Genomic DNA, 11,882 nt, shown 5'->3' on the forward strand with positions numbered 1-11,882 from the left:
TTACGTAGAGTCGAGCTTGCTCGACTGCTCTGCGCCTCAGTCGAGCAAGCTCGACGCTACAAGAGCAAGCCGAGCATGGGCTCGGCTCTACAGGTTCCAGGCGCGGGAACCTCCTGCGCCCGCATGTGGTCTGATACCGCTACCAACCACCCGGAGCCTGTCATGGATGCTGTTGCCCGTCCTCCCTTTTCCGAACGCGCGCTGGCCTGGCTGAAGAAGGAGGCGCTGCCGCTGCTGGTGATGCTTGGCCTGCTCGCCGCCGCCCGCGATACCCTCGCCAACCACTACGTGGTGCCCAGCGGCTCGATGCAGCCGACCCTGCAGCCCGGCGATCGGGTGGTGGTGGACATGCGCGCCTATGGCCTGCGCCTGCCGTTCACCGGCAAGGAACTGATGTCGACCGGCGTTCCGCAGCGCGGTGAAGTGGCGGTGTTCGATTCACCGGCCGACGGCACCCGCCTGATCAAGCGCGTGGCTGCAGTGGCCGGTGATCATGTGCAGCTGCGCGAAGGCCATCTGAGCATCAACGGCCAGCCGCTGCAGATTGCCGACCTGCAGGACGTGGAGGCCTTCGGCGACCGCCATGCCAGCCTCGACCTGGACATGGGCGGCGGCCCGGACATCGCTGACCTGGTGGTGCCGGACGGCAAGGTACTGGTGCTGGGTGACCACCGTGGCAACAGCTTCGACGGTCGCTTCTTCGGCTTCGTTGACGCCGACAAGCTCTACGGCCGCGCCGTGGCGGTGTACTACCGTCGTGGCGACGGTTTCGAGTGGCAGCGTCTGTAAGCTGAATTGATACTTCTTATGTATCAATCCTGACCTATCAGGTTATGGATCGACTGGATGGACGGGCCTAGTCTGAGGCCCGTTCCCTCCCACGCTTGGCCGCCCCACCGGCCCATCGATCCCATGACTGGCGAAACCGCGGCGGCAGTCGAACGCCGCCCCCCCACTGTCGATCCCATCGCCGAGACCCGCATCCAGCAGGGCACACCGGCCTTCCGCCGCACCGCGCTGGCGCTGTTCCTGGCCGGTTTCTCCACCTTCGGCCTGCTCTACACGGTGCAGCCGCTGCTGCCGGAGTTCAGCCGTCATTTCGGTGTGTCCGCCGCCGGCAGCGCGATGTCGCTGTCGTTGACCACCGGCACGCTGGCGGTGGCGATGCTGCTGGCCGGCCTGCTGTCCGATGCGGTCGGCCGCCGTCCTTTGATGATCGTCGCGCTGTTGGCCTCGGCCACGCTGTCGCTGTGCACGGCGCTGGTGGATGACTGGACCACGCTGCTGGTGCTGCGCACGCTGCTCGGCCTGGCGTTGAGCGGCGTGCCGGCAGTGGCGATGACGTACCTGGTCGAGGAAATGGACAGCCGCGCGCTGGGCCTGGCGATGGGCCTGTACATCGGCGGCAACGCCATCGGTGGCATGAGCGGGCGCCTGCTGGCCGGCATCATCGCCGACCACTGGGGCTGGCGCTGGGGCATCGGCGTCGTCTCGATCATCGCCATCGCCAGTACCGTCCTGCTCTGGCTGCAGCTGCCGCCGTCGCGCCACTTCCACCCGCGCCGCGATGGCCTGCGCCAATTGCCGTCGCGCTGGCGCACGCTGTTCGCCGACCCGGGCCTGCCGTGGCTGTTCGCTACCTCGTTCGTGCTGATGGGCGTGTTCGTCACCCTCTACAACTACCTCGGCTATCACCTGCTGGCGCCGCCGTACCACCTCAGCCAGACCGTGGTGGGGCTGATCTTCAGCGTATACCTGGTTGGTACCTTCAGTTCGGCGTGGATGGGCCAGCAGGCCACGCGCTACGGGCGCGGTCGCATCCTGTTGATCTCGTTCGCACTGATTGGTGCCGGCATCGTGCTGTTGGCGATGCCGTGGCTGAGCACGATGGCACTCGGTATCGCGCTGGTGACGTTCGGCTTCTTCGGCGGTCACTCGGTGGCCAGCAGCTGGGTCGGCAGCCGCGCCGGTGCGATGCGCGCCGAAGCGTCGGCGCTGTACCTGTTCGCCTACTACCTGGGTTCGAGCGTGCTCGGTGGTGTGGGCGGCCTGGCCTATGCAGCGTGGGACTGGCTGGGTGTGTGCCTGTTCGCCGCCGTGCTGACCCTGATCGGCGGTGGCATCGTCTGGGCGCTGCAGCAGCGCGCCCCTCAGCCGGTGACGGCGTGAACCTGCTCTGGTAGATGCCGACCTTGGTCGGCGCCGTGGCCGTGGGCCAACCAAGGTTGGCCGCTACCGGGTGAGTTGCGCCTCACCCTTCCGCGAACGCCTCACGCAGCAGCCCAGCAAAATTGCGGATCAGCGGCGTCACACCCTCGCGGTGCCACGCCAGCTGCACTTCCGAATGCGCCCCGGCATCGGCCAGCGCCACGAAGCGCGCGCCTTCCACCCGGATGTGATCACAGGACGACGGCAGGATCGCCGCACCGAGACCGGCAGCGGCCAGACTGATCAGCGTCGATGCCTCGCCCGCCTCCTGCACGATGCGCGGGGTGAATCCCGCCGCCGCACACAGCGCGATCATGTGGTCGTGGATGCCGGCACCGGCACTGCGGCGGAACGCCACGAACGGCTCCTGCGCGAAGTCGCGCAGCGACAGCGTGCCCTGTTTCGACAGTCTGCGCAGGGCAGGGTGATCGGCATGCACGATCAACGCCAGCGGATCGACGAACAGGCTGTGCGCAACCAGTTCCGGCGGCAACGCGCGCTTGCGGATGATGCCCACGTCCAGGCTGCCATCGAGCAGTGCATCGATCTGCTGTAGGGTGTTCATCTCGCTCAGCTGCAGCCGCACCTGCGGATAGCGTTGGCGGTACTGCAGGATTGAACGCGGAATCTGCGGCGACAGCGGCGTGGCGCGGGTCAATCCGATGCGCAGCTCACCCTGCTCACCGCGCTGCGCGCGCTGCACCTCGTCCACCGCCGTTTCCACCTGCTGCACGATGGCGCGTGCACGTTCCTGCAGCAGCTCACCGGCAGGCGTCAGCTGCACACGACGATGGCTGCGCACGAACAGGCGCGCACCGATCAGGTCTTCCAGCTGGCGGATCTGCTGGCTGAGCGGCGGCTGCGACATACCCAGCCGCTCAGCCGCCTGGCCGAAGTGCAGCGTATCGGCAACGGCGAGGAAGTAACGCAGGTGGCGGAGTTCGATGGACATGGGGCCAGTCTAGCCAGACCGGCACCGGGCTTGTCGCCTTCTTCGATCGCTTTTCCGCCAGTCGAGCATGGCTCGACTCTACAAAATCCGGTTTCGATCATTTGCAGCGGGGGTCAGAGCCCATTGCGCAGCAACTGGATCCGACCCCGACAGATCGCGGGAATCTGTCAGAGGCGGGACGGCGTGGGTGGGCAGGACCGTTGGCGCCATGGATGGCGCCATCGAGCCCCCATGGACGGGTTTACGGCGTGTCCTGCCCACCCACGCCGCCCCGCCATCCCACGGATAGCCCGCTGTTGCCGTTGCTTCGGCTTCGGCAGGTGCAGGGCGCAGCCCTGCCGAACACCCCTCACCGCTCGGAATGCCCGCTCTGGTCGTAATCGCGCGGGCTGAACAACTCCGGCTGGATCAGCTCGATGAACGCCCGCGCCTGCGCCGACAACGCCTTGCCACGCCGCACGATCACCCCGTAACTGCGTTCCGGGAACCAGCGCTTCATCGACCGCGCCGCCAGCCGCTCGCGGTCAGCCTCGTTCAGGCACAGCGCCGGCACGATGGAAATGCCCATGCCCATCGCCACGTACTGCTTGATCACCTCCCAGCCACCCACTTCCAATGCCACGGTGTAGGCGATGCGGTGGCGCTGGAATACCTGGTCGACCAGGCGGTAGGTGATCTGCCGCTTCGGTGGCAGCACCAGCGGAAAACGCGCGATGTCGGCCAGTTCCAGCTCGCCACCGCTGGCCAGCGGATGGTCGTGCGGCGCGATCAGCACCTGCTCGAAACGGTAGGCCGGTGCGTAGCTGAGATCGGCCGGCACATCAGTCATCGAGCCGATCGCCAGGTCGGCGGCATCCTCGCGCAGCAGGTCGGTGCCATCGGCACTGATCGCGTTGTGCAGGGTCAGGCGCACGTCCGGATGGTGCAGGCGGAAGCGTTCGACGATCTTCGGCAGCAGGTACAGGATGGTTGAACTGTTGGCGGCGATGTTCAGCTCGCCCGCGTCCAGGCCGCGCACCTTGTCGCGGAAACGCGCCTCCAGCCCATCCAGGTTCTCCACCAGCGGCTGTGCCATCTCGTACAGCAGCTGGCCCTCGCGGCTGGGCACCAGGCGGCGCCCGCTGCGCTCGAACAACGGCACCCCCAGCTCTCGCTCCAAGGCCTGCAGCTGCAGGCTGATGGCCGGCTGGCTAACGAAAAGCGCCTCAGCCGCCCGTGAGACCGACCCCAGGCGCACGGTCTGGCAGAACGCGCGCAGCGGCTTCAACCGGTCGGATTTGTAGGAAAAACGCGGACTTGGCGGGGGGCGTGTGCTCATCGTGTCACAAGTATTAGCACAACTTATGTAGAGCATTGCAAAAACTGTTTTGCCAAATACTCGGCGCCGACGGCACCGTGGAGGCGTTCCCCCACCGCTGGAGTCGCCCCATGTCCGCCGTCGCTTCCGCTGTTCCCACCCCCGCCAGCAAGGCCACCCCCGGCATCGCCCTGGCGACCCGCGTGGCCGGCCAGGACACCCTGCTGCCGGCGCCGCTGCTGGCCCTGCTGGTGTCGCTGCACCGCGCGGTGGAACCGGGCCGGCAGGCACGGCTGCAGGCCCGTCGGGAGCGTCAGGCGTTCTTCGACCAGGGCGGCCTGCCGGACTTCCGCGAAGACACCACCGCGATCCGCAGCGGCGACTGGCGTGTTGCCCCGCTGCCGGCGGCGCTGCAGGACCGCCGCGTCGAGATCACCGGCCCGACCGACCCGAAGATGGTCATCAACGCGCTGAACTCCGGCGCCAAGGTGTTCATGGCCGACTTCGAGGATTCGACCTCGCCGACCTGGCGCAACCTGCTGGCCGGCCAGCAGTCGCTGGCTGCCGCGGTGCGTGGCGATCTCGAATACACCGCACCCAATGGAAAGCACTACGCCCTGCGCCCATACGACGAACAGGCGGTGCTGATCGTACGCCCGCGCGGCTGGCACCTGGACGAGAAGCACGTGCGCATCGATGGCCAGTTCATCGCTGGTGGCCTGTTCGACGCGGCGGTGTTCGCCTTCCACAACGCCCGCACCCTGCAGGCCAAGGATCGCGGCCCGTACTTCTACCTGCCCAAGCTGCAGAGCATGGAAGAGGCGGCGCTGTGGGAGACCGCGCTGTCGCACATCGAAGGCATGCTCGGCCTGCCGCACGGCCAGATCAAGGTGACCGTGCTGATCGAAACGCTGCCGGCGGTGTTTGAGATGGATGAGATCCTGTACGCGCTGCGTGACCGCATCGTCGGCCTGAACTGTGGGCGCTGGGACTACATCTTCTCGTACCTGAAGACCTTCCGCCGCCACGGCGACCGCGTGCTGCCCGAGCGCGGCCAGGTGACCATGACCCAGCCGTTCCTGAAGGCGTATTCGGAGCTGCTGATCCAGACCTGCCATCGCCGTGGTGCGCATGCGATGGGCGGCATGGCCGCGCAGATTCCCATCAACAACGATGCCGCCGCCAACGAACAGGCGATGGCCCGCGTGCGCGCCGACAAGCTGCGCGAAGTGACCGCCGGCCACGACGGCACCTGGGTCGCGCATCCGGCATTGATTCCGGTGGCGATGGCGATCTTCGACGAACACATGCCCGGTGCGAACCAGCACAGCGTGCTGCGCCAGGATGTGCGCGTCGGCCGCGACGAACTGATCGCACGGCCGCCCGGCACCATCACCCGCGCCGGCTTCGAAGGCAATGTGGAAGTCTGCGTGCGCTACCTGGCGGCATGGCTGGATGGCAACGGCTGCGTGCCGATCCACCACCTGATGGAGGACGCGGCCACCGCCGAGATCAGCCGCAGCCAGCTGTGGCAGTGGCTGCATACGCCGGGCCAGCAGCTGGACGACGGCACCGCCATCGACCTGGCACTGCTGGATGCCACGCTGGCGCAGCTGCCGGCACGGCTGGGTGACACCACCGCGCTGCCCGGTGGCGCACGCATCGGCGAGGCCATCGCCCTGCTCGGCGAACTGAGCCGCAGCGACGAACTGACCGATTTCCTGACCCTGCCGGCCTACGCGCGCATCGACTGACCGCCGCCCGCGTTTCCCGCCGTTTCCCTCCCCGCTGCACGCACGAACCGAACTGGAGAAAGACATGAGCAAGCTGCCCACTGCCGAACAGATCCAGCACGACTGGGATACCAACCCGCGTTGGGAAGGCATCCAGCGCAACTACAGTGCCGCCGACGTGGTGCGCCTGCGTGGCACCGTCCACATCGAGCATTCGCTGGCCCGCCTGGGTGCAGAGAAGCTATGGGCATCGCTGCATGAGCGCGAGTTCGTCAACGCGCTGGGTGCGCTGACCGGCAACCAGGCCATGCAGCAGGTCAAGGCCGGCCTGAAGGCGATCTACCTGTCCGGCTGGCAGGTGGCGGCCGACGCCAACCTGGCCGGGCAGATGTACCCGGACCAGTCGCTGTACCCGGCCGATTCGGTGCCGGCGGTGGTCAAGCGCATCAACAACACGCTGCTGCGCGCCGACCAGCTGCACCACGCCGAAGGCAAGGACGACATCGACTTCCTGCAGCCGATCGTGGCCGATGCGGAAGCCGGTTTCGGCGGCGTGCTCAATGCGTTCGAACTGATGAAGGCGATGATCGAGGCCGGTGCCGCTGGCGTGCATTTCGAAGACCAGCTGGCCTCGGTGAAGAAATGTGGCCACATGGGCGGCAAGGTGCTGGTGCCGACCCGCGAGGCGATCGAGAAGCTCAACGCTGCGCGCCTGGCCGCCGACGTGCTGGGCGTGCCGACCCTGCTGGTGGCACGTACCGATGCCGAAGCCGCGGATCTGCTGACCAGCGACATCGATGGCAACGACAAGCCGTTCGCCACCGGCGAGCGCACCGTGGAAGGCTTCTACAAGACCCGCAACGGCCTGGACCAGGCGATCAGCCGTGGCCTGGCCTATGCGCCCTACGCCGACCTGGTGTGGTGCGAGACCGGCAAGCCGGACCTGGAGTTTGCACGCAAGTTCGCCGAGGCGATCCATGCGAAGTTCCCGGGCAAGCTGCTGGCCTACAACTGCTCGCCCAGCTTCAACTGGAAGAAGAACCTGGACGACGCCACCATTGCCAAGTTCCAGCGCGAGCTGGGCAGCTACGGCTACAAGTTCCAGTTCATCACCCTGGCCGGCTTCCATGCATTGAACTACGGCATGTTCAATCTGGCCCACGGCTATGCACGTCGACAGATGAGCGCGTTCGTGGAACTGCAGGAAGCCGAGTTTGAAGCGGCCGAGCGCGGCTTCACTGCGGTCAAGCATCAGCGTGAGGTTGGCACCGGCTACTTCGATGCGGTGACCCAGGCGATCCAGCAGGGCCAGTCGTCGACCACCGCATTGACCGGTTCGACCGAGGAAGAGCAGTTCCACGGCGGGCGCAGCGAACGCGCGGCGTGATGCGGTAGTGCCGGCCGCTGGCCGGCAACCACGTGATCCTTCGGGCACCACAGGGAAGCCGGCCAGCGGCCGGCGCTACCGAAGCTTCGGAATCCGATCAGGGTGGCCAGGGAAGGGCCAGACAACGCCGGCCGGTCGGGGGACCTGCCGGCGTTGTTGTATCGATGCAAGGGAGCAGCGCGCAGCCAGCGTCAATCCGGCGCACCCCCGCGTGCCGGCAACTTGGCCGAAAGCCTGTGAAACCCAGCATCGGATTGATCCAGCAGGGGTTTTGCCCGGACACCCGTGACCAGAACGGGCCACCACCGATCTTCACATCAATCAAGATCGGCAGACGGGTCAAAATGAGATAGGGCGCACACTTTAAAGCGGTGCTATGCTCCGCGGCTCACCAGGGGACGCTGGCGGCGGGTGCAGGGAATGACCGGCAGGGGTGCGGCCGAGAACAGTGATGTGACGTCAGGTATCGCCCGGGTGGCGATGGCCGAGATCGTGCACGCGCTGCTGTCCGCTGCCGAGGTTGCATTGTTCGCCAGATTTGCCCGTCCATGCAAGCTTCATGCCGGACAGTGGTTGTTCCAGCGTGGCCATCGCGGCGAACGGATGTATGTGATCCTCCAAGGCCAGATCGAACTGGACTTCGGCGAGGACCTGGTGATCAAGACGCTCGGCCAGCATGAGTTCTTCGGTGAGCTTGGCCTGCTGGTCGGCGATCACCTGCGCAGCGCCAGTGCACGCGCGCTGGCCGACTGTGAAGTACTGGAGCTGGGCCCGGCCGACTTCCATCGCCTGGTGGAATCCGATCCCGGCCTGGTCGCCTACTTCCTGCGCCGTACGATCATGCGCGTGCTTACCAACGAGCAGGCGCTGATCAGCCAGCTGCGCCGGCGCAACCACGATCTGGAAACCGCGCTGGACAACCTGTACATCACCACCCACCAGTTGACCCACACCCGTGAACTGGTACGTACCGATGAACTGACCGGGCTGCACAACCGCCGTGGCCTCACCCTGTACCTGCAGGAATGCCGCGCCGATGGCGAAGGGTTGCCGCAGGCACTGCTGCTGATCGACTGCGACCGCTTCAAGCAGATCAACGACCGCCACGGCCACCAGGCCGGCGACCGTGTGCTGCAGAGCATGGGCAACATCCTGCGCTCGATGGCCGGCGAACAGGACCTGGCCTGCCGGCTCGGCGGCGATGAGTTCTGCCTGATCCTGCGCCGTGGCAACCATGAGATCGTGCAGCACGCGGCCGAGTTCATCCTCAGCGCGGTGCATGGCCTGCTCGAACGCAGTCATGGCACGCCGCATGTAAGCCTGGTCAGCATCGGAGCCAGCCTGCTGGCGCCGGAGGCGGGCTGGAGCGAGTGGTACGCCAACGCGGACCGCGCGCTGTACCAGGCCAAGCGCGATGGTGGCAACTGCCTGCGCTGGGGCGGCGACTCCGAAAGCGGACAATGAGCAGCAGAGGTGGCAATGGACGGCATTCCGGATTTTCTCCCGATGCAGAGTTCGCAGGTGCGGACTCTGCTGTTCACCGATCTGTGCGATTCGCTGCAGCTGGTCGAGCGGATCGGTGACATTGCCGCCGCTGAGCTGTTCCAGCAGCATGACCGCCTGGTGCTTGGCCTGCAGCAGCGCTGGAACGGCCAGCTGATCGATCGGTCTGACGGATTGTTCATCCTGTTCGAACGTCCCATCGATGGCATCGGCTTTGCTCTTTCCTACCAGAACGCCGTTGATGCACTGGGGCGCGAACGTGGCGTTGTTCTGCGTGCACGCGCCGGCCTGCACGTGGGTGACGTGCTGCTGTGGAACAACAGTGCCGAGGCCGTTGCCCACGGCGCAAAACCGGTGGAGGTGGAAGGCCTGGCCAAGCCCATGGCTGCGCGCCTGATGCAGCTGGCGTGGCCTGGACAGGTCCTGCTGTCCGCGGCCGCCGAACAGATGGCACGTCGGGCAGCCAGCGAACTGCCCTGGGCGGCTGACGAGCTGCGCTGGAAGGATCACGGCTGCTGGCGCTTCAAGGGCATCGGCGAACGCCAGGAAGTATTCGAAGTGGGATTGCGTGGCAGCGCCCCGCTACGTCGCCCGCGCTCGGGTGAAAAAGCGTGGCGGGATCTGCCGCTGTGGCGTCGCCCAGCGGCGCTGGTGACCGAGGCGGCACTCATGCTGGCGCTATGCGGAGTGCTGTGGACGCTGTTTCGGCCGGCACCGGCCATCGCCTTCGCCGAACGCGACTGGGTGATCGTGGCGGCGGTGCACAACGCCACGGCTTATCCCCAGTTGGACAGTAGCCTGGAGCAGGCGCTGTACATCAGCCTGGGGCAGTCGCGTTTCGTCAACATCCTCAGCGAGCTGAAGGTGCGTGACACCCTGCAGCTGATGCAGCGGCCGCCGCAGGCGCGGCTGGACCGCAGGCTGGCCATCGAGGTCGCGCTGCGTGACGGAGTTCGTGCGGTACTGATCCCCAGTGTGCTGGAGCTCAATGGCAAAGTACGGGTCAGTGTCGAAGTCGTGGATCCGCGTAGCGGACAGACCGTTTACACGCGCTTTGCCGACGGTCGCGGGCTGGATTCGATCCTCGCCTCGACCGATCAAGTGGTTGCGGCGCTGCGTACCGACCTTGGCGAAGCGCTTCGTGACGTCGGCGCAGACCAGCGGCCGCTGCCAACCGTGGCTACCGCCAATCTGGACGCACTGCATGCCTATGCCAAGGGCGTCGATGCAACGGCTGCCGCGCGCTATGACGATGCGTTGATGTTCTTCGAGCAGGCGACCCGACTGGATCCTGCCTTTGCCTTCGCCTACGTCGGGCAGATGAACATCCAGCACGCAAAGGGCAATCTGGAGCAGGCCGCGGCGCTGTACCGCAAGGCGGTCAGCCAACGTACGCACCTGACCGCGCGCGACCAGCTCTATCTCGATGCCTGGGCGGCCGATTTCGAAGGGGCACCGCCTGCACGCATCGCTGACAAATGGCGCATGCTGACCGAGTTGTACCCGGACGACCCGGCCGGCTGGATGAACTACTCGATGGTGCAGTTCGCGCAGGGTGACTACGATGGCGCACTGGCCGCGACGCAGCCGCTGCTGGGACGCCAGCATTCGCGCCGTGCATTGGTGCTGGCGTTTGTTGCACGCATCCAATTGGCCCGTGGCGAAGCCTCCGCAGCGGAAGCAGCCCTGCGCGGTGCGCGGCTGCACCCGGGTTGGAACGGCGATGGCATGGAGCCGGTGATTGCCGCATTGGCTGGCGACTTCGAAGCGGCCAACGCCGGGTTCACCGCGATGGGGCCACTGGGCCCCGGGACACGCATGGAGCGGGCTGCCGTGCTGACCATGCAGGGTCGCAGCGCTGAAGCTGCGGGCGACATGCAGCAGGCTGCGTCGCAGTGCCCCAGCGCAGGTGGGACGTGTGACATCCTCGCTTTGCAGGCGCTGGCCTGGCGTGCACGGCAAGGCGTTTCCGTGCCGGGGCAGGAGTACCAGCAGGTGCTCGATCGCGCGCTCGCGGCGATCGATCGTGGCCAGCCTGCATCGGCACGGCGCAACGCATTCATCGCTCTTGCCGCTGCCTACCATGCGCTGCGCGCCGGCCAGGCAACGGTGGTCATGCAGCGAAGGGACGCGCTGCAGGCGCTGCCCGAACGCGACGACGATCCCCGCCTGCGCGAACTGTGGAACCTGCTGCAGGCACGCATGGCCCTGGACGCTGGAGAAACGCTGCGTGCACAGCAGTTGTTGGCGCAGCAGCGCCAGGCAAGTTTGTTCCAGTGGCGCGTGCTGCAGTTGGATCTGCTGCGATCCCAGGGTCAGCACGATGCAGCGCAGCGTCAGCTGCGCTGGCTTCAACACCATGCCGGCCTGGCCTTTGCAGAGAACATCGGCGACTACGCACTGCTGCCGTTGAACGTGAACGACGTGCAGCGGCTGGCATTAATGGAGAGTCCCGTGGCCTCTCACAGCAGCCCGGACGCAGCGGCACCCTGATCGTTACTCCTGCTGGAGACCAGGCAAGCCATCCTCGAACAGGAACGGCACATTGAAGGCGGCGCGTGTCCCAAGCAGGGTCCGCATGCGTGATGCGGCCTGGGCGAACTCCATCTTGCTGCCCAGGGACGCCAGTGATGCACGGCAGGCACGCACGGTGTCTTCGTCCGCACCCAGTGCGAGCAGGGCCAGGCCGGGATCCTTGGCAAACTCGGACCGGAAGGCATCATCGCTGGCCAGGCGCTCCAGCAGCTGCTGGACAACGTCGGCGGAAAGGGGGGAAGCAGACATGGGATCAGCACCGGCAGA

The 11,882-nt window shown here is 66.4% G+C and carries 9 protein-coding genes; 6 read left to right on the top strand and 3 right to left on the bottom strand.

What is annotated here, in order from left to right; all coding sequences use genetic code 11:
- Positions 1–162 precede the first annotated feature (162 nt).
- Both lepB and ACZK3J_RS00985 read left to right on the top strand, forming a co-directional pair.
- A complete protein-coding gene (lepB, locus tag ACZK3J_RS00980; RefSeq protein WP_049461671.1) occupies positions 163–789 on the top strand; it encodes a signal peptidase I in 627 nt (208 codons plus the stop codon).
- Between the two features lie 123 nt (positions 790–912).
- On the top strand, positions 913–2,169 hold the full coding sequence (locus ACZK3J_RS00985; protein WP_478476298.1) for an MFS transporter: 1,257 nt from the start codon (positions 913–915) through the stop codon (positions 2,167–2,169).
- 82 nt (positions 2,170–2,251) lie between these two features.
- Here ACZK3J_RS00985 and ACZK3J_RS00990 read toward each other — a convergent pair whose 3' ends face one another.
- Complete coding sequence (locus tag ACZK3J_RS00990) at positions 2,252–3,160, bottom strand: LysR family transcriptional regulator (protein WP_049461669.1); 909 nt, start codon at positions 3,158–3,160, stop codon at positions 2,252–2,254.
- A gap of 349 nt (positions 3,161–3,509) precedes the next feature.
- Positions 3,510–4,478 carry a LysR family transcriptional regulator gene (locus ACZK3J_RS00995; protein WP_049421009.1) on the bottom strand — a complete coding sequence of 323 codons (969 nt, stop codon included), beginning with the start codon at positions 4,476–4,478 and terminating at the stop codon, positions 3,510–3,512.
- A gap of 110 nt (positions 4,479–4,588) precedes the next feature.
- Here ACZK3J_RS00995 and aceB point away from each other — a divergent pair, with 110 nt between their 5' ends.
- The 4 genes from aceB to ACZK3J_RS01015 all read left to right on the top strand — a co-directional run bounded on the left by aceB (position 4,589) and on the right by ACZK3J_RS01015 (position 11,573).
- The gene (gene aceB, locus ACZK3J_RS01000; protein WP_049462808.1) at positions 4,589–6,211 is read left to right on the top strand and encodes a malate synthase A; all 1,623 of its coding nucleotides are present in this window, start codon (positions 4,589–4,591) and stop codon (positions 6,209–6,211) included.
- Between the two features lie 64 nt (positions 6,212–6,275).
- Entirely contained in the window at positions 6,276–7,577 is a 1,302-nt protein-coding gene (aceA, locus tag ACZK3J_RS01005; RefSeq protein ID WP_004153647.1) for an isocitrate lyase, read from the top strand.
- A 420-nt stretch (positions 7,578–7,997) separates the two neighbouring features.
- Positions 7,998–9,041, top strand: a complete 1,044-nt coding sequence (locus ACZK3J_RS01010) for a GGDEF domain-containing protein (protein WP_071229558.1) — start codon at positions 7,998–8,000, stop codon at positions 9,039–9,041.
- A gap of 42 nt (positions 9,042–9,083) precedes the next feature.
- Positions 9,084–11,573, top strand: a complete 2,490-nt coding sequence (locus ACZK3J_RS01015) for a putative peptide modification system cyclase (protein ID WP_478476299.1) — start codon at positions 9,084–9,086, stop codon at positions 11,571–11,573.
- Positions 11,574–11,576: 3 nt separating this feature from the next.
- Here the strand turns inward: ACZK3J_RS01015 and ACZK3J_RS01020 are convergent, their stop codons facing one another.
- The gene (locus tag ACZK3J_RS01020; protein ID WP_049462810.1) at positions 11,577–11,864 is read right to left on the bottom strand and encodes an NHLP-related RiPP peptide; all 288 of its coding nucleotides are present in this window, start codon (positions 11,862–11,864) and stop codon (positions 11,577–11,579) included.
- Positions 11,865–11,882: the final 18 nt, after the last annotated feature.

This window comes from Stenotrophomonas sp. 86428_Sma, assembly GCF_056481585.1.

Excerpts from the sequence above, each read along its gene's own strand:
- aceA (WP_004153647.1), top strand. The coding sequence starts at position 6,276 with ATGAGCAAGCTGCCCACTGCCGAACAGATCCAGCACGACTGGGATACC.
- ACZK3J_RS00995 (WP_049421009.1), bottom strand. The coding sequence starts at position 4,478 with ATGAGCACACGCCCCCCGCCAAGTCCGCGTTTTTCCTACAAATCCGAC.
- ACZK3J_RS01010 (WP_071229558.1), top strand. The coding sequence starts at position 7,998 with ATGACCGGCAGGGGTGCGGCCGAGAACAGTGATGTGACGTCAGGTATC.
- ACZK3J_RS00990 (WP_049461669.1), bottom strand. The coding sequence starts at position 3,160 with ATGTCCATCGAACTCCGCCACCTGCGTTACTTCCTCGCCGTTGCCGAT.
- lepB (WP_049461671.1), top strand. The coding sequence starts at position 163 with ATGGATGCTGTTGCCCGTCCTCCCTTTTCCGAACGCGCGCTGGCCTGG.
- aceB (WP_049462808.1), top strand. The coding sequence starts at position 4,589 with ATGTCCGCCGTCGCTTCCGCTGTTCCCACCCCCGCCAGCAAGGCCACC.
- ACZK3J_RS00985 (WP_478476298.1), top strand. The coding sequence starts at position 913 with ATGACTGGCGAAACCGCGGCGGCAGTCGAACGCCGCCCCCCCACTGTC.
- ACZK3J_RS01020 (WP_049462810.1), bottom strand. The coding sequence starts at position 11,864 with ATGTCTGCTTCCCCCCTTTCCGCCGACGTTGTCCAGCAGCTGCTGGAG.
- ACZK3J_RS01015 (WP_478476299.1), top strand. The coding sequence starts at position 9,084 with ATGCAGAGTTCGCAGGTGCGGACTCTGCTGTTCACCGATCTGTGCGAT.